This is a genomic window from Luteibacter rhizovicinus DSM 16549, assembly GCF_001887595.1.
GTDB classification, from domain to species: domain Bacteria; phylum Pseudomonadota; class Gammaproteobacteria; order Xanthomonadales; family Rhodanobacteraceae; genus Luteibacter; species Luteibacter rhizovicinus.
This window is the reverse complement of sequence record NZ_CP017480.1, coordinates 425,179-444,214: the sequence shown is the minus strand read 5'-3', so window position 1 is coordinate 444,214 and position 19,036 is coordinate 425,179. Positions and strand designations below refer to the sequence as shown.

At 64.5% G+C, this 19,036-nt stretch carries 19 protein-coding genes; all 19 read left to right on the top strand.

The genetic code is table 11. The features are described 5' to 3' along the window. Positions 1-123: 123 nt before the first annotated feature. Positions 124-1,041: a chemotaxis protein gene (locus BJI69_RS02095; RefSeq protein ID WP_046968701.1), complete on the top strand. Its 918-nt coding sequence runs from the start codon at positions 124-126 to the stop codon at positions 1,039-1,041. Between the two features lie 840 nt (positions 1,042-1,881). Next, positions 1,882-2,301, top strand: coding sequence for a flagellar basal body rod protein FlgB (flgB, locus tag BJI69_RS02090; protein ID WP_046966193.1), 420 nt, complete (start codon positions 1,882-1,884; stop codon positions 2,299-2,301). Further along, entirely contained in the window at positions 2,298-2,711 is a 414-nt protein-coding gene (gene flgC, locus BJI69_RS02085; RefSeq protein ID WP_046966168.1) for a flagellar basal body rod protein FlgC, read from the top strand. The genes flgB and flgC overlap by 4 nt, the downstream gene beginning before the upstream one ends. A 9-nt stretch (positions 2,712-2,720) precedes the next feature. Then, positions 2,721-3,368, top strand: coding sequence for a flagellar hook assembly protein FlgD (locus BJI69_RS02080; protein ID WP_046966169.1), 648 nt, complete (start codon positions 2,721-2,723; stop codon positions 3,366-3,368). A 21-nt stretch (positions 3,369-3,389) separates the two neighbouring features. After that, positions 3,390-4,616 (top strand): flagellar hook protein FlgE, encoded by a 1,227-nt coding sequence (gene flgE, locus BJI69_RS02075; protein ID WP_046966170.1) that lies wholly within the window; start codon positions 3,390-3,392, stop codon positions 4,614-4,616. Positions 4,617-4,682: 66 nt separating this feature from the next. After that, entirely contained in the window at positions 4,683-5,423 is a 741-nt protein-coding gene (gene flgF, locus BJI69_RS02070) for a flagellar basal-body rod protein FlgF (protein WP_046966171.1), read from the top strand. 62 nt (positions 5,424-5,485) lie between these two features. Then, positions 5,486-6,271: a flagellar basal-body rod protein FlgG gene (gene flgG / locus BJI69_RS02065; RefSeq protein ID WP_046966172.1), complete on the top strand. Its 786-nt coding sequence runs from the start codon at positions 5,486-5,488 to the stop codon at positions 6,269-6,271. A gap of 8 nt (positions 6,272-6,279) precedes the next feature. Then, positions 6,280-6,960, top strand: coding sequence for a flagellar basal body L-ring protein FlgH (flgH, locus tag BJI69_RS02060; protein ID WP_071924857.1), 681 nt, complete (start codon positions 6,280-6,282; stop codon positions 6,958-6,960). Then, positions 6,960-8,087, top strand: a complete 1,128-nt coding sequence (locus BJI69_RS02055) for a flagellar basal body P-ring protein FlgI (RefSeq protein WP_046966173.1) — start codon at positions 6,960-6,962, stop codon at positions 8,085-8,087. The genes flgH and BJI69_RS02055 overlap by 1 nt, the downstream gene beginning before the upstream one ends. A gap of 1 nt (position 8,088) precedes the next feature. Then, positions 8,089-9,096, top strand: coding sequence for a flagellar assembly peptidoglycan hydrolase FlgJ (gene flgJ / locus BJI69_RS02050; protein WP_046966174.1), 1,008 nt, complete (start codon positions 8,089-8,091; stop codon positions 9,094-9,096). A gap of 37 nt (positions 9,097-9,133) precedes the next feature. Next, a complete protein-coding gene (flgK, locus tag BJI69_RS02045; protein WP_046966175.1) occupies positions 9,134-11,005 on the top strand; it encodes a flagellar hook-associated protein FlgK in 1,872 nt (623 codons plus the stop codon). Between the two features lie 2 nt (positions 11,006-11,007). Beyond that, entirely contained in the window at positions 11,008-12,204 is a 1,197-nt protein-coding gene (gene flgL / locus BJI69_RS02040; protein WP_046966176.1) for a flagellar hook-associated protein FlgL, read from the top strand. Positions 12,205-12,678: 474 nt separating this feature from the next. Further along, positions 12,679-14,109, top strand: coding sequence for a flagellin N-terminal helical domain-containing protein (locus tag BJI69_RS02035; protein ID WP_046966177.1), 1,431 nt, complete (start codon positions 12,679-12,681; stop codon positions 14,107-14,109). 108 nt (positions 14,110-14,217) lie between these two features. Further along, on the top strand, positions 14,218-15,576 hold the full coding sequence (fliD, locus tag BJI69_RS02030) for a flagellar filament capping protein FliD (protein WP_046966178.1): 1,359 nt from the start codon (positions 14,218-14,220) through the stop codon (positions 15,574-15,576). Positions 15,577-15,598: 22 nt separating this feature from the next. After that, the gene (fliS, locus tag BJI69_RS02025; protein WP_046966179.1) at positions 15,599-16,015 is read left to right on the top strand and encodes a flagellar export chaperone FliS; all 417 of its coding nucleotides are present in this window, start codon (positions 15,599-15,601) and stop codon (positions 16,013-16,015) included. Continuing rightward, entirely contained in the window at positions 16,012-16,308 is a 297-nt protein-coding gene (locus tag BJI69_RS02020; RefSeq protein WP_053057348.1) for a flagellar protein FliT, read from the top strand. The genes fliS and BJI69_RS02020 overlap by 4 nt, the downstream gene beginning before the upstream one ends. Before the next feature lie 28 nt (positions 16,309-16,336). Next, complete coding sequence (locus BJI69_RS02015; protein ID WP_046966180.1) at positions 16,337-16,912, top strand: PilZ domain-containing protein; 576 nt, start codon at positions 16,337-16,339, stop codon at positions 16,910-16,912. Positions 16,913-17,202: 290 nt separating this feature from the next. After that, the gene (locus BJI69_RS02010; protein WP_046966181.1) at positions 17,203-18,624 is read left to right on the top strand and encodes a sigma-54 dependent transcriptional regulator; all 1,422 of its coding nucleotides are present in this window, start codon (positions 17,203-17,205) and stop codon (positions 18,622-18,624) included. Between the two features lie 82 nt (positions 18,625-18,706). After that, complete coding sequence (gene fliE, locus BJI69_RS02005) at positions 18,707-19,036, top strand: flagellar hook-basal body complex protein FliE (RefSeq protein WP_046966182.1); 330 nt, start codon at positions 18,707-18,709, stop codon at positions 19,034-19,036.

Sequence of the window (19,036 nt, the reverse complement as noted above, 5' to 3'; positions counted from 1 at the left end):
CACTTAATCGGTCGGGAGCGTCAGGACTTGAGTCATGCAATCGGCGTGCCATGCGCACGCCTACAGAAACCAGCAGCGCCGCCGATACCGTTGGCGACACCTTCTGTAGATGCCTCGCACGTCATGGCCCGACCGCTGCTCGACACCGTGGACACCTTTACCCGCCTGGCGGGCCACAATCGCGTGGCCATGCTGCTGTTTCGCCTGGGCGACCGCCAGGCGTTCGGCATCAACGTCTTCAAGGTTCGCGAAGTGCTGCGCCGGCCGCGCCTGGAGCGGATGCCCAGCATGCACGCCCTGGTCTCGGGCAGTTTCGACTATCGCGGAAGCACTATCCCCGTCATCGACCTCGCCGCGGCGATGGGTTATCCGCCCTTGGCCAGCGTCGACAGTGCGCACCTGATCGTCACCGAGTTCAACCTCTCCGTGCAGGGCTTCCTGGTCTCGGACGTCGACCGCATCGTCCACGTGGACGGCGCCAACCTGACGGCGCCGTCGGCAGCGCTCGGCTACGGCGCGCGCGTCAACGCGGTGACCCGGCTGGATGGCGACCTGCTCGCCATCGTGGATGTCGAGCAGGTGCTGTCGTCGGTCTCGCCCCCTCTGGTGCAGCTCTCCGATCGTGTACAGCAGGCGGCGCACGTGCAGCAGGCGGGTAACCGCCGGATCCTGGTGATCGACGACTCGGCGGTCGCCCGCACCCAGTTGGTCGACCTGTTCCGCAAGATGGACCTGGAATGCGTGATCGCCAAGGATGGGCGCGAAGGCCTCGACAAGCTGCGCACGATGGCGATGGGTCCGGTCGATGAGCGGGTCGACCTGGTCGTTTCCGATATCGAGATGCCCCTGATGGACGGCTACGCGCTGACCACGGCCATCCGTGAGGATGCCCAGCTGCGCCATATGAAGGTGCTCCTGCACAGCTCGCTGAGTGGCGTCTTCAACGAGGCGATGGTGGCCCGCGTCGGCGCCGACAAGTTCATCGCCAAGTTCCAGCCGGACATCCTCGCCACCGCCGTGCTGGACCTGCTTCCGGCCTGATTTTCGGTACAAGCCAAGAGCAGGCGCAGGTTGAGGCGCAGAGCCTTCGGTGCCTACCCTCGCTGGGGGGCTTGAGGCAAAGAGCCTTCGGTGCCCACCCTCGCTGCTCAGACAGGTCCTCCGCGTTTCGTAAAGGAAGGCCGCTGCGCGGCCCATGTATCTATCTGGCCTACGGCCGCTCCACTTGTGCGGAACTCGCCTCGAGGGTGGGCACCGAAGACTCTTCCCATCCTTGAGGTGCGTGCGTGCCGAGCCGACGAAGCAACGCCGCTTTGGTTGCTGGCTGCCATCGCCAAACGGTCAACCCCAGCGCGACGGTCGCGATCGTCTTCGCGAGGGCAGCGCCACGGCGACGAAGCCGCTCACTGAGCGAGATGTCCGCACGAGCACGATTGCGGTGACGGCTGGCCTTGGCGGCCACATTCACCCCAACGGCTCGCCTTCCCGCTAACCGTATCGTCGTGAGAGACCTTGGTGTCCACCCTCGAGGCGAGTTCCGTACAAGTGCAGCGGCCGTAGGCCAGATAAGTACACGGCCGCGATAGCGGCCTTTCCGCTACGGAACGCGGAGGACCTGTCTGAGCAGCGAGGGTGGGCACCAAGGTCTCCCCGCGAGACGCCCAAGTGTAGGGAGTCACGGCGAAGCCGAGCCCCTGGCGTGAACGACGGCCAGCCGTCGCCAAAGTCGCGAGCCGAGGCGCCAGAATTCCGGCGCCTCGGCCGACAGCCTTCGCTCGATTCGCCCCAAAGGGCGTCAGAAAGCCCTTCCGCAAGCCCCGGTCGTGCGTGGCACGGCTCTTGCTCAACCCCTCGGGCCAAGCTCACGAGGGGGCCATGCCCATGATCGACAAACCGGATCCGCTATTAGGCGTCCACGCCCAGGCCCTCGGCCTGTGGCAGCGCCGTGCGGAAGTCATTTCGTCGAACCTGGCCAATGCCGATACGCCGGGCTTCCTCGCACGCGATCTCGATTTCCGTAAGGCGATGACCGCTGCCAGTGGAACCAGCGATGGCGCCGGACTGTCGATGACGGCGACCGAGGCAGGTCATATCGGCGGCAACCCGGCGTTCGCCGCGGCCGACGCCGACAAGCTCGCGTATCGCGTGGAAACCCAGCCCACGATGGACGGCAACACGGTCGATACCCAGGTCGAACAGGCCCAGTTCGCCGCCAACGCCATCCACTACCAGGCCTCGCTCAGCTTCATTACCGCGCAGATCCACGCCATGCGCATGGCCATCACAGGATCCAGCTCATGAGCCTGCTCAAGATCTTCGACGTCGCCGGTTCCGGCATGGCCGCCCAGTCGGCCCGACTCAACACCACGGCCAGCAACATGGCCAACGCCGACAGCCTGGCCAGCAGCGAAGCCGGCGCGTACCACGCCAAGCAGCCCTTGTTCTCGGCCGTGCAGCAGCAGGTCAACGGGCAGATGGAAAACGGCGGCGTGCGCACGCTCGGCATCACCGAGAGCCAGGCCCCGATCCAGGCGCGTTATGAGCCATCCAATCCGCTCGCCGACGCCAACGGCAATGTCTATTCAAGCAACGTCAACACGGTCGACGAGCTGGTCAACATGATCTCCGCGTCGCGCTCCTATCAGAACAACGTCGAAGTCATGAACAGCGCCAAGCAGCTCATGCAGAAGACGCTCGACCTCGGCAAGTAAGGAATCCTCATGGTAGACGCCGTCAGCGGTAACAGTTCCTCGTCTTCATCGTCATCGACCGGCCAGCTGCAGCAGCAGACGCTGAACCAGTCGGACTTCCTCAAGCTGATGGTCACCCAGATGACCAATCAGGATCCGACCAAGCCGATGGACTCCACCCAGATGGTGGCCCAGATGGCGCAGTTCTCGCAGGTGGCCGCCACGCAGGAGCTGCAGAGCTCCTTCGACTCACTGGCCTCCAACCTCACCGGTGACCAGTTCGTGCGCGCCGCCGCGCTCGTCGGCCAGGAAGTGCTGGTGCCGTCGACCGCTGGCAAGCTCGAGGACTCCTCGATGAATGGCGCCGTGAACGTGGGTACCTCGGGCACCTACGTCAACGTGCAGATTAAAGATACGGCGGGCAATGTCGTCCGCACGATCAGCCTTGGTCAGCCGGACGCGGGCCTCGCCCAGTTCAGCTGGGACGGCAAGTCCGACGACGGCACGCAGCTGCCCGACGGCGTTTACCAGATGTCCGCAACTTCCGGCGGCACGGCGATCGATACCTTCGCTCGCGGAAAGGTGGAAGGCGTCGGTGCCTCCGGTACCGACGGAACCTACGTGCAGGTAGCCGGCTACGGCGGCGCCCTGCTCAGTCAGATCGCGCAAATCCTGTAACTCCAGCAAGGAAAACCCACCATGCCATTCGATATCGCCCTAAGCGGCATCAACGCGGCGTCTTCCGACCTGGAAGTCACCGCGAACAACATTGCCAACGTCAACACCGTCGGCTTCAAGGGCTCGCGCGCCGAGTTCTCGCAGGTCTACTCGGCGGCCGGCAACAATCTTTCCGCCCAGGTCGCCGGCAGCGGCGTGCGCCTGACCAACATCGCCCAGCAGTTCAGCGACGGTGCCGCGACGCAGACCGGCAACTCCTACGACTTCGCCATCAGCGGCGCGGGTTTCTTCACCGTCCGCGACGGCTCGGGCTATTCGTATACCCGCGCCGGCAATTTCCATCCCGATGACAACGGCAACGTCGTCAATGCGACGGGTCAGAACGTACAGGTGTATCCGCCGACCGCCAACGGCGGTTTCGACATCAGCAGCCTGGCCGACCTGAAGCTGACCACGGGGTCGAGCCCCGCCAAGGCGTCGACCAACATCGGCCTGACCGCGAACCTGGCCGCCAGCGCCACGGCGCCGACCGGCGGTGCGTTCGATCCGACCAACGACAAGACCTACAACACGCTCTCCACGTTCCAGGCCTACGATTCCCTCGGCGCGTCGCACACGGTCAACGTGTACTACACGAAGGATGCGACCAATCCGAACACGTGGAGCGCCAACATGACGGTCGACGGTACCCAGGTCGGTACCGCTCAGCAGATGACCTTCAGCGCGGGCGGTGCGATCCTCACCCCTGCCGGCGGCAAGCTCAACTTCGGCGCGGTTTCGCCCAACCCGGGCGCGACGCCGCTGAACCTCAGCATCGACATGACCAAGGTCACCCAGTTCGGTGACAGCTCCTCGACCACCGCGGTGTCGAACGACGGCTACGCCGCCGGCACGTTCTCCAACATCGACGTGGCCAAGGACGGTACGGTCTCGGCGAAGTATTCCAACGGCGCGAGCGTGCCGCTCGGCCAACTCGCCATCGCCACGTTCGCCAACGACCAGGGCCTGCGTCAGCTCAACGACACCAACTGGGCGCCGTCGTCGGAATCGGGTCAGCCGATCCGCGGCACGGCCAATGCAGGCGGTCTCGGAACGATCCAGTCCGGTTCGCTCGAGGCGTCCAACACGGCCGACCTGACCGCGCAGCTGGTCAACATGATCAAGGCGCAGCGCAACTACCAGGCCAACGCCCAGGTCATCTCGACCGACAACACGCTGACCCAGACCATCATCAACATCCGCAACTAAGCGTGGCCGCGTGCGCGGCCTTCGGGTCGCGCACGCACGCTTCCGCCGTCGAACAGGGATTCCGCCATGGATCGTTCCGTATATGTCGCGATGACCGGCGCCACGCAGATCATGCGCGCGCAGGACGAAGTGGCACACAACCTCGCCAACGCCAATACCACCGGCTTCAAGGCGGAGTTGTCGGCGTTCCAGAGCCTGCCCGTGCAGGGCGACGGCATGCAGACGCGTATCAACGGCGTGGCCCAGGGCACCGGTTGGGATACCACCGCCGGCGCGCAGATGCAGACCGGTAACGATCTGGACGTCTCGGTGCAGGGCGACGGCTGGATCGCGGTTCAGGGCGCGGACGGCAACGAAGGTTATACCCGTGCGGGCAACCTGCGGATCAACGCCGACGGTTTGTTGACGGACGCGCGTGGCAACGCCGTCATGGGCGGCGGCGGTCCGATCACGATTCCCCAGGCTTCCAGCGTGAAGATCGGTTCCGACGGCACGATTTCCGTCGTTCCGCTCGGTGAGTCCCCGGCCACCATCGCCACGACCGACCGGATCAAGCTCGTCAACCCGGGCAACGACCAGCTGACCTACGGCAGCGACAGCCTCATGCACATGAAAGACGGCAGCACGCCCCAGGCGGACGCCAACGTGCGGGTAGCCTCTGGCGCGATCGAGTCGAGCAACGTCAACCCTTCCGACGTGCTGGTCAAGATGATTTCGCTGTCCCGCGAGTTCGAGATGCAGGTGCGTTCGATCAAGACCGCCGACGAAAACGCCCAGTCGGCATCGAAATTGCTACAGGTGGGTTAACCACCGCCACGCGACGCATTTCCGTCGCCGGCATGTAAAGCGCCCAAGCGCAGGAGTCAACGATGTTCTCGTCCCTCTGGATCGCCAAGACCGGCCTCGATGCGCAGCAGACGCGCATGGACGTCGTCTCGAACAACCTGGCCAATACGAACACCACGGGCTTCAAGCGGGCCCGCGCCGAGTTCGAGGATCTGACGTATCAGAACCGCGGTCAGGCCGGTGCACAGACGACCGAGCAGACCCAGTCGCCCACCGGCTTCATGATGGGCACCGGTGTCCGTGTGGTCGGTACCCAGAAGATGTTCGACCAGGGCGGCTCGCAGCAGACCGACAACCCGCTCGACGTACGCATCGACGGTCGTGGCTTCCTCCAGGTGACCCTGCCGGACGGCACCGTGGGCTATACGCGTGACGGCTCGCTCAAGCGCGACCAGGATGGCCAGATCACCACCAACGACGGTTACCCGCTCGAGCCGTCGATCACGATCCCGGCGAACGCCAGCACGGTGACCATCGGCAAGGACGGTACGGTGAGCGTCACCACCGCGGCCAACGCCGCGTCGCAGCAGGTCGGTACGATCCAGCTCGCCGACTTCGTCAACCCGGCCGGCCTGCAGCCGCGTGGTGACAACCTTTACCTGGAGACCGCGTCCAGCGGCGCTCCGCAGACGGGTACCGCCGGCCTCAACGGCTTGGGCACCCTCGACCAGAACGCCCTCGAAGCGTCGAACGTCAACGTCGTCGAGGAAATGGTGAACATGATCGAGACCCAGCGCGCCTACGAGATGAACTCGAAGGCGATCTCGACGGCCGATCAGATGCTTCAGTTCATATCCAACAAGACCTGAGACACGTCATGAATCGTTCCTTCGCCCGCATCCTGCTCGCCGCGCTGCCGCTCGCCGCCCTCACGGGTTGCGCGATCGTGCCGCCGACACCGAAGCCGATGTACGCCGCCACGCTGCCGCCCGAACAGACGACCGCACCGCAGGCGACCGGCTCGATCTATGCCGACCAGACCTCGCTGGAGTTGTTCTCCGATCCGCGGGCGCACCGTGTCGGCGACATCCTCACCATCTCGCTGGTGGAAAGCACGCAGGCCAGCAAGAAGGCGACGACGGCCACCAGCAAGAAGAATGGCAGCAACATCGCGTCACCGACCTTGCTTGGCCATGGCCTGAAGGTCGGCGGCAAGACCGCCGACAGCTCGTTGTCCAGCGACAACGCCTTTGCCGGCGACGGCTCGTCGAGCCAGAGCAACGCGCTGACCGGCCAGATCACCGTCACCGTCGCCCAGCGCCTGTCCAACGGCGCCTTGATCGTACGCGGCGAGAAGTGGCTCACCATCAACCAGGGCGAGGAACTCGTCCGGATCTCCGGCATCGTGCGCGCCCAGGACATCGGTAACGACAACATCGTGCCGTCGAGCCGCGTCGCCGATGCACGCATCGAATATGTCGGCAAGGGCACGCTGGCCGACTCGAATACGCGAGGCTGGTTGTCGCGCTTCTTCGATTCGAAGTGGATGCCGTTCTGATGAAGACGTTTGCACTTCGCCTTCGCGGCATCGTTCGCACGGCTGCTGTCGTACTCGCCCTCGGCGCCGTCGTTCCGGCGCAGGCCGATCGCATCCGCGATCTCGTCCAGGTCGGCGGTGTGCGCAGCAACCAGCTGATCGGCTACGGCCTGGTCGTCGGCCTCGACGGCAGTGGCGACCAGACCAGCCAGGCCCCTTTCACCACGCAGAGCCTGGAGAACATGCTCCAGCAGTTCGGGGTCACCGTGCCCGCCAACGTGCGCCCGCAGCTGAAGAACGCCGCCGCGGTGACGATCACCGCCGAGCTGCCGCCCTTCGCCAAGCCCGGGCAGCGCATCGATGTGACCGTCGCTTCGATCGGTAACGCGAAGAGCATCCGCGGTGGCGAACTCCTCATGTCGCCTCTGAAGGGTGCCGACGGCAACGTCTACGCCATCGCCCAGGGCAGTGTCATCGTCGGCGGCGTCAGCGCCCAGGGCAAGAGCGGCTCGAGCGTGCAGGTGAACATCTCCGCCAGCGGCCGCATTCCCGGCGGCGCAAGCATCGAGCGCAGCGTCGCCTCGTCCTTCGACAAGGGCGGTGACCTCATGCTCAACCTCAATACCGCCGACTTCACCACGGCCGCACGCATTGCCGAGGCGGTGAACCACAACTTCGGCTCGGGCACGGCGAATGCCATGGATTCCGGTTCGGTTGCCGTACGCGCGCCGATGGATCCGTCCCAGCGTGTTGCCTGGCTGTCGACGATCCAGGCACTGGAAGTCACGCCGGGCGACGCACCGGCACGGATCATCGTCAACTCGCGCACCGGTACGGTCGTGATTGGCTCCGATGTGAAGGTCGGAGCCGCCGCCGTGGCCCACGGGTCGATCCAGGTCACGATCAGCGAACAGCCGCAGGTCAGCCAGCCGAATGCCTTTTCGCGCGGCCAGACGGCCGTGGTGCCGAGCAGCCAGGTGGCGGTGAGCGAAGATGGCGGCCACATGTTCAAGTTCGGCCCGGGCACCAGCCTCGACGCCATCGTGCGTGCGGTGAACCAGGTCGGCGCTTCGCCGAGCGACCTCATCTCGATCCTGCAGGCGCTGAAGGAATCCGGCGCCCTGCACGCCGAGCTGGTGGTGATCTGACATGGCCAACACGGTCGACGCGCAGCGACTTGGCACTTACTCGGACATGTCCGGGTTTGCCGGCCTGCGCTCGGCCGCCAAGCAGGATTCCAAGGCGGCACTGCCGACCGTCGCCAAGCAGTTCGAATCCATCTTCACCCAGATGATGCTGAAGTCGATGCGTGATGCCAGCTCCGCGATGGGCGACGACATCATGGGCTCGCAGGCGGCCAACTCGTACCGTGACATGTTCGATCACCAGTTGTCGGTGACGCTGTCTCAGGGCAAGGGTATCGGCATTGCCGACATGCTGATGCGCCAGCTCGGCGGCGCGCAGCCCACCCAGGGCACGTCGGCGGACAACGGACTCTTCGCCGGTGTCACCGGCGATGCCAGCACGGCGGATGCCGTGTCGTCGAAGTCGGATCAGGACAGCGGTCTCATGGATTCGCTCGAGCGCATGCTCGGCAAGGCGGGGCAGGCGGTCGGCGACGGCGCGAACGCCGTCGTCAGCGCGGTGGGCAAGATGTCCATCTCCAGCCCCGAGGACTTCGTGCAGAAGCTCGCACCGCATGCGATCGAGGCAGCGAAAAAACTCGGTGTCTCCGTGCGGGCACTGCTGGCGCAGGCGGCACTCGAAACCGGCTGGGGCAAGCACATGCCGGCGCAGGGCACGACGGCGAGCAACAACATGTTCGGCATCAAGGCCGGCAGCAGCTGGGACGGCAAGCGCGTCAACGTTCCCACGCTCGAGTACGAAAACGGTGTTGCCGTGCGCAAGAAGGACAGCTTCCGCGCCTACGACTCGCCGTCGGACTCCTTCAAGGATTACGCAAACATGGTCGCCAGCAGTCCGCGCTTCGCGAACGCTGTCGGCCGTGGCGACGATATCGCCGGCTTCGCGCATGCACTGACCAGCGGCGGCTATGCCACCGATCCCAGTTACGCGCAGAAGCTCACCGATATCGCCAACGGGCCAGTGATGAAGCAGGCGCTCGCAGCGCTCAAGCAAGTCGCCGGCGATCTGTAAGCACGGGCCCACGAATAGTTAAGCGAAGGAAAAGACGATGGCCGATCTGCTCTCCACCGGTGTATCAGGACTGCTTGCGTCGCAGGTAGGACTGTCGACCGTTGGTCACAACATCAGCAACGTCAACACCGCGGGTTACACGCGGCAAACGACGACATTCAACGCGCGCGCGCCCCAATACAACGGCGGCTATTACGTCGGCCAGGGTGCCGATGCGATCAGCGTGCAGCGTGCCTACAGCCAGTTTCTGACCCAGTCGGTGTGGTCGGCCAGTTCCGGGCAAAGCCGCGCCTCGCAGTACGCCACGCTCACCGCCTCGGTGAACAATGCGGTGAGCGGTTCGGCGAACCTGCAGACGGCGCTCGACGGCTTTTTCGGCTCGGTGAGCGACGTGGCCAATGCACCGATCGACACCGCGAGCCGCCAGGCCATGATCGGCAAGGCGAATACGCTGGTGGCCACGTTCAAGTCGCTGTCCTCGCAGTTCCAACAGCTCGACCAGCAGACCAACCAGCAGATCAGTGCCGCCGTCGACAGCATCAACTCGCTGGCCAAGAGCATCGCGGACCTCAACGGTCAGATCCAGAAAGGCTACGCGGGTGGGGCGGTGCCCAACGACCTGCTCGATGCCCGCGATCAGGCGGTGTCCCAGCTGTCCCAGATCGTCGGGGTCAATGTCACCCAGACCAGCGACCACATGTATACGGTCTCCGTGGGTAACGGCCAGCCGCTGGTCAACGGGACCAATGCCACCCAGCTGAGCACGGCGAACAACCAGTACGATTCATCGCGCCTGGAAGTGGTCGGCCCCGGCGGCTCGGTGATCAGCAGCCAGCTGGGCTCGGGGTCACTGGGGGCGACCTTCGATTTCCGTACCAATGTGCTGGATCCGGCGCGTAACCAGCTCGGCCGCGCGGCCATCGCCATGACGGACGCCTTCAACAAGCAGAGCGCTCAGGGCATCGACCTCAACGGCGCGGCCGGTGGCGACTTCTTCAACATCGCCGACCCGGCGGTGTTCAACAGCACGGCGAACAAGGGCACGGGTTCGGTCACGGCCACCGTCGCGGATGTCTCGAAGCTCGATGCCTCCGATTACGTCATGCGTTTCGACGGTACGAACTGGTCCGCGACGACGACGGCGGGTGTGACCGTACCCATGACCGGTACCGGCACGGCAGCGGATCCGTTCGTGGTCGGCGGCCTGAACGTCACCGTCGGTGCGGGTGCCGTGGCGGGTGACAGCTTCCAGATCCAGCCGACACGCAACGCGGCCTCGACGATGTCGGTCGCCGTGTCCGATACCAGCAAGATCGCTGCATCCGGACCGCTCGCCGCGACGAAGGGCGCGAGTAATACCGGCAAGGGCGTGCTCGGCAACCTCACGGTGACCGACGTGACGAATCCGGCGTTCAATACGCCGGCCACGATCACCTTCACATCGCCCACCACGTACTCGATCAATGGCGGTGCGCCGCAGACCTATGCCGATGGCGACACGATCACCGGTCCTGGCTGGACGCTAAAGCTAACGGGCTCGCCTGCCGCTAACGACACGTTCTCGGTAAAACCGGCAGGTTCGGCCAGTGGTGACAACGGCAATGCGCTCGCCATGGCAAACGTCGCCACCAAGGGCGTGCTCGACAACGGTGTCACCACGGTGGGCAAGGCGTATAGCCAGCTCATTGCCCAGGTGGGTACGGCTGGCGCGCAGGCGAACACCGCGTTGACTGCGCAGCAGAGCATCCTCGATCAGGCGACGGCGTCACAGCAGGGCCTTTCAGGTGTGAACATGGACGAAGAGGCGGCCAATCTCCTGCGCTTCCAGCAGTCCTATGCGGCAGCCGCGCAGGTGATCAACACCGCCAACACGATCTTCAACTCCCTTCTTACTGCCGTGCAGGGCTGATCATGCGTATTTCGACTTCATGGGGCGCGCAGCAAGCCGTCAACACGATGCTGGATCGTCAGTACGATCTGTCGCAGACCCAGCTCGCGCTCGGCAACGGCAAGGCCATCCAGACCCCGGCGGACAATCCCGCGGCGGCAGCGCGCGCGGTCGACGTCAGTTCGGCCAGCGCACAGAACGACCAATACACGCGAAACATCCAGTCGGCCAACACCAAATTGTCGGCTGAAGAAAGCTCGGTGGCTTCGGCGGGGGATATCCTCGACCGTATCCGCACGCTCACCCTCGAAGGTATGAACGGGACGCAGACCGACCAGTCGCGCCAGTCCATCGCCACGGAGCTGCGACAGACCCTCGGGCAGCTCGTCGCCCTTGGCAATACGAAGGACGGGCAGGGCGAATACCTCTTCGCCGGTAGTCGTACGTCCACGCAGCCCTTCACCCTGTCCGACCTCAGCGTGAGCTACGGCGGCGACCAGAACCAGCGCATGGTGGCTGCCGCGGCAGGCCTTCAGGTAGCCACCGGTGACAGCGGTTCCGACGTCTTCATGTCGATCCGCGGTGGCAATGGCACCTTCGTGACGACGGCCGGCGCGACCAACACCGGCACGGGCGTCGTCGGTGCCACCTCGGTGACTGACGCTTCGCAATGGGATGGCGGTAGTTACACGGTGAACTTCACTTCGCCGACGACTTACGAAATACACGATGCGACCAACCCGACCGGCCCGGCTTTGTCTACCGGCACATACTCCGGTGACAGCGGTACGATCAATTTCAAGGGCGCGCAGCTCAACATGACCGGCACTCCGGCCGCGGGCGACTCGTTCGCCGTGGCGCCGTCGTCGTCGCAGGACGTCTTCTCGACCGTGGCGGGCATCATCACTGCTTTCGAAACGCCGGGCGGCGGTGCGGGTATGAACAACCAGCTCAATGCGCAGCTGCAGAACCTCGACCAGGCGCAGACAAGCTTCACCGACACGCGCACGAAGATCGGTGCGCGCATGAACATCCTCGATCAGCAGACCCAGATCAGTGCGGATACATCGCTGCAGTACGCAGGCACGCTGTCCGACCTGACCGAACTCGATGTCGCCAGCGCGGCGAGCAAGTTTTCGCAGCAACAGGCGGCACTCGATGCCGCGCAGCAGTCCTACGTAAAGATGCAGAATCTCTCGCTGTTCAACTACCTCAAGTAAGCGAGGCAGAAGAGCAAGACATGTGGGAGCCGCTTCAGCGGCGATCTGCTGGTACAAGAGGCGGCCTACAAGCCGCCTCTTTTTTTGTGGCTGCCAATACCGCTCCTTGTAGGAGCCGATTCATCGGCGAGCTCTTGCTTCGCCCTCCGCTGGGAACCGAGGCAAGCAACCTCAAGGTCGCGGCTGCGCCGCGGGTGTAGTCACCATTCGCCGATGAATCGGCTCCCACCAAGCCGCCTGAAATTGGGCCTAAACCCGGAGCACATGGTGCCGATAAGGAACCCGACAGAGCCTGGGAACGCAGTTTCTTCCGGACCCTGATCAAGAAAGTTGTTGACAGGCAGAAAAAGTTCTCAAGTTTCTTCCCGGCGTGCCGTAAACCTCTCTGAGGCGGAAGGCTTCCATCACGGAACCCCGCCGGACTACGCCGCACAACCTCCGGCATTTCGGTTCCGCTTACAAAGGATTATTCCCATGGCTCTGACCATCAACACCAACATCATGTCGCTGAACGCTCAGCGTAACCTGGGCACTTCGCAGACGAAGCTGGCCTCGGCTATCGAGCGTCTGTCGTCGGGTAACCGCATCAACAGCGCGAAGGACGACGCCGCCGGCCTCGCCATTTCGACCCGCATGACCACGCAGATCAACGGCCTCAACCGCGCCGTGCAGAACGCCAACGACGGTATCTCGCTGTCGCAGACGACCGAATCGGCCCTCGACGAAGTCACGAACAACCTTCAGCGCATCCGTGAGCTGGCCGTGCAGTCGACCAACGCGTCCAACTCGGACAGCGACCGCGCCGCTCTCGACGCCGAAGTCCAGCAGCGTCTGTCGGAAGTCACCCGTATCGCCACGCAGACCAACTTCAACGGCATGAAGGTCCTGGACGGCTCCGCCCAGAACCTCAGCTTCCAGGTTGGCGCGAACGTCGGTGAAGTCATCAACGTCGGCCTCGACCAGGGCATGAAGGCCAACCAGGTCGGCCAGCTGGCCACCGGTTCGATCGCTGCCGCCACCTTCCCGAAGGGTCTGACGCTCGCCGCTGGCGACCTGACCGTCACGGCGGGTACCGGCGCTGCGGTTAACGTCGCCGCCGGCACGTACACCAACACCACCGACCTCGCAGCTGCCATCAACAAGGCTGCTGGCGGCAATGTCGCCAGCGTCGACACCTCGGGCGAGATCAAGATCACGGCAGTGGCAGGTACGGGCCCCGGTCAGGGCGCGATCGCCATCGGCGGCACGGCCAACACGGCCCTCGGCCTGGCCGCTACCACGGCTACCGGCGCTACCAGTGCTGACTCCACCGGCGCCGTCAAGGGCACCGCCACCAGCATCGACCTCGTCGCTGGCGACGCCTCCTTCACGGTCGGCGGCCAGTCCTTCGACCTGACCGGCTCGTTCAAGTCCATGCAGGACGTGGCTGACGCGATCAACTCGAAGTCGGGCAAGGGCATCAATGCCTACGTATCGACCGACGGTTCGCTGAAGTTCTCCTCGGCGTCGGCCATCACGGTGGCAGCGAAGACCACGGGCGGCGCTCTGGCCCTCGGCATCACGAGCCAGACCGACGCGGTCAGCACCACGCAGACCCTGGCCGATTCCAGCGTCAAGACGGTCGACGGCGCCAACGACACGATCAACCACATCGATGCCGCCCTGCAGTCGGTTTCCAGCCTGCGCTCGACCCTCGGTGCCGTGCAGAACCGCTTCGAGTCGACCATCTCCAACCTGCAGAACATCTCGCAGAACCTGACCTCGTCGAAGTCGGCCATCACCGACGCCGACTTCGCCCAGGAAACGGCGAACATGTCTTCGGCTCAGATCCTGCAGCAGGCCGGCGTCTCGGTTCTCGCCCAGGCCAACCAGAGCCAGCAGATCGTCACCAAGCTGCTCCAGTAACAAGCTTGGCAGGGTAATTGCTTAGTTGTCTGCGGCTGGTCCTCGCAAGGGGGCCAGCCGTCGACAAATTGGCGCCCAGGGCAGTGAGGCGTCCACCAGGAGAGCTTCATGGCCACGACCCCCATCACACTCGGTTCCAGCTCCATCGACGTCGCGTCCATTGTCAGCAACCTGGTTGCCAACAAGCGTGCAGCGACGGACAAGGCACTGGCTGCCCAGGCAAGCAGCAACACCACCCAGGTTTCCGCGATCGGCAACTTCACGTCCTCGCTGACGAGTTTGCAGACCGCGATCAAGGCGCTCACCGACGGTTCCGCGTTCACCACGCAGAAGACCACGGTCGGCGACTCCACGATCATCGGCGCATCCGCCGATGCCACGGCCCAGCCCAACGTCTACAACATCGTCGTTGGCCAGCTGGCTTCCGTACAGAAGACCACCTCTGCAGGGTTCACCGACGCGACCTCCGCGGCCGGCACCGGCACGTTGACGATCTCCATCGGCGGCAAGTCGATGAACCTCAATGTCGCCTCCGGCGCGAATTCGCTGCAGAACATCCGCGATTCGATCAACAAGTCCTCCGACAACCCCGGCGTCACGGCCAGCATCATCACCGGTACGGACGGCGCCCATCTGGTGCTGACGTCCTCGGCGACCGGTGCGGCGAACGCGTTCACGGTCACCACCAGCGGCGGCGATGGCAATCTGTCGAAGCTGAATTTCGATCCGACCACGGATACGGCGACGACGAAGGCGCAGGACGCCACGTTCACGATCGACGGTACGCCAGCCACCAGCACGACCAATTCGGTCACCGGTGCGATCGACGGCGTGACCCTTACCCTGTCGAAGGTCGGTTCCAGCTCGCTCACCATCGCCAACGATCCGTCGGCGGTGACCTCTGCGCTGCAGAGCCTGGTGACCTCGTATAACTCCTTCGTTTCGACCTATCAGTCGTTGACGAAGTACGACTCGACCACCAACGAAGTCGGTGCCCTCATCGGCGACGCCACGGTCACGTCGCTGAAGAGCCAGGTGACCAGCCTGATCGGCTCCCAGCTTTCGAGCAATGCGCCAGGCCCGACCTCGCTAAGCAACCTGGGCGTGTCATTCCAGGTGGACGGAACGCTCGCTTTCGATTCGACCAAGCTGACCGCCGCGCTGGCCTCCGATCCCAAGGGGACCCAGGCGCTGCTCAGCGGCACGAACGGTATCGCGCCGAAGCTCGACGCCATGATCACCAGCTGGACCTCGTCCAGCGGCATCCTGACCGAGCGCACGGCCAACCTGAACCAGAAAGCCAAGGACATCGCGCAGCAGCAGAGTGACTACGACGTCACCATGCAGGACTACACGACACGGCTGACGACGCAGTACACGGCGCTCGACACGATGATGACCAAGCTGAGCAGCACGAGCAGCTTTCTCCAGCAGCAGTTCGATTCGCTGACCGCCTCGAAGAGCTGACCGGACACCTCAGGACACACACATGGCACTCGGATATTCCCAAGGCGCTGGCGCTTACCAGCAGGTTCGTACCGGCGGCGGCGTCGAAACGGCCGATCCACACGGTCTGGTCACCATGCTCATGGACGGCGCACTTGAGCGCATCCGCTTCGCACGCGGTTGCACGGTCAACGGCAACATCGCCGGCAAGGGCGAGGCGATCTCCAAGTCGATTGAAATAGTCGGTGCGCTGCAGGCGGGCCTGAACCATAACGTGAAGACGCCGCTGGTCGGTCAGCTCGACAGCCTGTACGACTATATGAGCCGCCGGTTGCTCCACGCCAATGTCCATAACGACATCAGCGCCCTGGACGAAGTCAGCAACCTGCTTGGCCAGATTCGCGAAAGCTGGGTGGCCATTCCGGTGGAAGCCCGCCAGGTCGCCGGGACCGGCGCGTGAACGACACGGTCTGGTGCGATCTCGACCGGGTACTTACGCTGACCGAGGCGATGCACGCGGCGGCGAGTGAAAGCGAGTGGGACCAACTGGCTGCCCTGGAGGCCGAGCGCGAGCCGGTGATCCGCAGCGGCAGCATGCGCGACACGCCGGAATCCCTCGAATCGCTCAAGGCGATCATGTTGACCGACGGCCTGATCAAGGATCTGGTGTCTGCCGCGCGCGACGAGGCCGCCGCCGCATGGGACGCCTCCCGGCGCGTGCGCCGGGCCGTCGCCGCGTATAGTTCGTTCTGACCGACGTATCTCTGGCAGGGGCGGGCGCATGAGTGACGAAGGCTGGCTGGCATTTTCCGAACGCGTCGCCTGGGACGCCCGCTTCCATGCGACCTGCGAACCGGGTCCACGTCCCGATGCGGCCGCCCTGGCCCTGATCAACGACCGTAACGCCAGCGTCCTGGTCGCCGTCTCGGCCCTGATGGACCGCCGCAGCGATATCAGCGAAGACGATAGTCCGCTGACCCAGGAAGTGGCCCGGCTGGATGCCAAGCTCAATGTGCTCATGGAGATCGTCAACCGGCTGCTCCTGCCCCAATCCGGCCTGCCGCCGCGTATCGCCCTTCGCTTCAATGCCTCCGGGGCCGTCCTGCCCTGGGATGGATTGCCGCCCGTGGGCCAGACCGCCTTGCTGAAGATCCACTTTGACGCCTGCCGGGCTCTGCCTTTGGAACTGCCGGCTGTCCGCCTCGCCGGGCCGACCGACGGCAAGGGTTTCCTGGGTTTCGAGGGGCTCTCCGAGCCGGTTCGCGATGGCATCGAGCGCCTGGTTTTCCGCCAGCACCGGCGCCAGGTGGCCGAGGCGAGGGCGCACGCCCGACCGCAAGAACCCTCGGAAGGTTGAAGTGACCTTTTACGTCACGTGACGTCTTAACGTCGCGTGGCGCCCTGCGTCACATTCGTGACGCGTGTTGTCAGGCTTGACGTGCCGCTGCCTCTTCACATGCCCTCGACCTGCCGAAAAGGTTTTCTTCACGGCGGGCGACACCGCCATATAGCGTGAGTTCTTGCCGCGAGGCGCCGGAATTCCGACGTTGGCACGCTCCTTGATTGATACCTTGCAACGAAGCCGACGGGATTCCACCGCGAACCCTGCTCCGGCACTTCGATCACACGCAACGTGAGGTATTTCAGGTGAAGTCTTCCAACTTTCTCGTCATCGAATCCGACGCCGCCCGCGCGGACAACGTTGTCTCGGCGCTGGCCTTCCTCGGCTACCGTCCGGTGCTGGCGAACCGCATGTCGACGCTGGATACGAGTGAAAGCTGGCGCGGTGCCTTCGTCGGTACGGTGGAAGACGAAGCCGAGATGGAAGGCTACCTGGGCAGCCTCGGTCGTCATGGCCGCAATCTGCCGCTGCTCGTCGCCGCGGACTCGCCGATGGCCACGCCGCTGATCGCCGGCGACGACGCCCGCAGCCAGAACATCGAGCTGATCGACGTACCGCTGCGCTACGAGCGCCTCTCCGAAGCCCTGCGTGCCTTGCATTCCCGTATCGAGCCGACCCCGGCCAGCCGTCGTCTGGTCGGTCAGTCCGGCCCGATGCAGCGGGTCAACGCGCTGATCCGCCAGGTCGCGCCGTTCGACTCCAGCGTCCTGGTGCTGGGCGAGTCCGGCAGCGGCAAGGAGCTGGTCGCCCGCACCATCCACGACTGCTCGCCGCGTCGCGACAAGCCGTTCGTCGCGATCAACTGCGGCGCCATTCCGGCCGAGCTGCTCGAGAGTGAGTTGTTCGGTCACGAGAAGGGTGCCTTCACCGGTGCCATCAGCACACGTAAGGGTCGCTTCGAGATGGCCGAGGGCGGCACGCTGTTCCTCGACGAGATCGGCGACATGAGCCTGCCGATGCAGGTGAAGCTGCTGCGCGTGCTGCAGGAACGCGTGTTCGAGCGCGTCGGCGGCAATCGTGCCCAGCGCTGCGACGTGCGCATCATCGCGGCCACTCATCGCGACCTCGAGTCGGCGATCGAGCGTGGCGGCTTCCGCGAGGATCTCTTCTATCGCCTCAGCGTCTTCCCGCTCGAGATGCCGGCACTCGGTCAGCGTCTCGAAGACCTGCCGGCCCTGATTACCGAATTCAATCAGCGTCTGGTCCAGCGTGGCCTGTCGTCGGTGCGCTTCTCGCCGAGCGCGATGAATGCGCTGTGCCAGCACCCCTGGCCGGGCAACGTGCGCGAGCTGTCGAACCTCGTCGAGCGCATGGCCATCCTCATGCCGCACGGCGAAGTGCGCGCCGGGGACCTGCCGGAAAAATACCGCGGTGCGCTGCCGGTGGAAGAAGTCTCCGGTGCCGCGCTGATCGCCATGATGGAAGCCGAGCCGGAGCCGGTGACCGAAGCCTTCGGTTTCGGCGAGGGCGATCCCGCCGTGCTCCCGCTGGGTGGCCTCGACCTCAAGGACCACCTGGCCGGTATCGAGATCGGCCTGATCCGTCAGGCCCTGAATTCGGCCAACGGCGTGGTCGCCCATGCCGCCAAGCTCCTGCGTGTCCAGCGCACGACGCTCGTCGAAAAGCTGCGCAAGTACGGTTTGTCCGAGACGGCGCAGGTGGGCTGATTGCCCACGGCGTGGATCGCGTTCGGTTGGCATAGCTCGTGCATCGAGTGTCATTAAGCCGATAACGCGTTGGAAAACCGTCATGACCACGATCGATGTCAACAGCCTCCTGCTCCAGATGCGCCGCATCAGCGCGCAGACCGAGATGCCCGCCCTGCGCGGCGTGGGCGAGGCGGCAGGCGCCGGGAAGAGTTCGTTCGGTGACCTGCTCAAGCAGTCCATCGACGGCGTGGCCAAGACCCAGGAGAAGGCCGGCCAGATGGCAGCGGGGTTCGAACGTGGGGATCCCGGCATCGATCTGGCGCAGGTGATGATCCAGGGTCAAAAAGCCGACCTCTCGTTCCGCGCCATGACTGAAGTGCGCAACAAGATGGTCGATGCCTACAAAGAAATCATGAACATGTCGCTCTAA

Bases quoted from the DNA above. Each gene is read 5' to 3' on its own strand.
- BJI69_RS02095 (WP_046968701.1), top strand. From the start codon at position 124: ATGGCCCGACCGCTGCTCGACACCGTGGACACCTTTACCCGCCTGGCG.
- flgB (WP_046966193.1), top strand. From the start codon at position 1,882: ATGATCGACAAACCGGATCCGCTATTAGGCGTCCACGCCCAGGCCCTC.
- flgC (WP_046966168.1), top strand. From the start codon at position 2,298: ATGAGCCTGCTCAAGATCTTCGACGTCGCCGGTTCCGGCATGGCCGCC.
- BJI69_RS02080 (WP_046966169.1), top strand. From the start codon at position 2,721: ATGGTAGACGCCGTCAGCGGTAACAGTTCCTCGTCTTCATCGTCATCG.
- flgE (WP_046966170.1), top strand. From the start codon at position 3,390: ATGCCATTCGATATCGCCCTAAGCGGCATCAACGCGGCGTCTTCCGAC.
- flgF (WP_046966171.1), top strand. From the start codon at position 4,683: ATGGATCGTTCCGTATATGTCGCGATGACCGGCGCCACGCAGATCATG.
- flgG (WP_046966172.1), top strand. From the start codon at position 5,486: ATGTTCTCGTCCCTCTGGATCGCCAAGACCGGCCTCGATGCGCAGCAG.
- flgH (WP_071924857.1), top strand. From the start codon at position 6,280: ATGAATCGTTCCTTCGCCCGCATCCTGCTCGCCGCGCTGCCGCTCGCC.
- BJI69_RS02055 (WP_046966173.1), top strand. From the start codon at position 6,960: ATGAAGACGTTTGCACTTCGCCTTCGCGGCATCGTTCGCACGGCTGCT.
- flgJ (WP_046966174.1), top strand. From the start codon at position 8,089: ATGGCCAACACGGTCGACGCGCAGCGACTTGGCACTTACTCGGACATG.
- flgK (WP_046966175.1), top strand. From the start codon at position 9,134: ATGGCCGATCTGCTCTCCACCGGTGTATCAGGACTGCTTGCGTCGCAG.
- flgL (WP_046966176.1), top strand. From the start codon at position 11,008: ATGCGTATTTCGACTTCATGGGGCGCGCAGCAAGCCGTCAACACGATG.
- BJI69_RS02035 (WP_046966177.1), top strand. From the start codon at position 12,679: ATGGCTCTGACCATCAACACCAACATCATGTCGCTGAACGCTCAGCGT.
- fliD (WP_046966178.1), top strand. From the start codon at position 14,218: ATGGCCACGACCCCCATCACACTCGGTTCCAGCTCCATCGACGTCGCG.
- fliS (WP_046966179.1), top strand. From the start codon at position 15,599: ATGGCACTCGGATATTCCCAAGGCGCTGGCGCTTACCAGCAGGTTCGT.
- BJI69_RS02015 (WP_046966180.1), top strand. From the start codon at position 16,337: ATGAGTGACGAAGGCTGGCTGGCATTTTCCGAACGCGTCGCCTGGGAC.
- fliE (WP_046966182.1), top strand. From the start codon at position 18,707: ATGACCACGATCGATGTCAACAGCCTCCTGCTCCAGATGCGCCGCATC.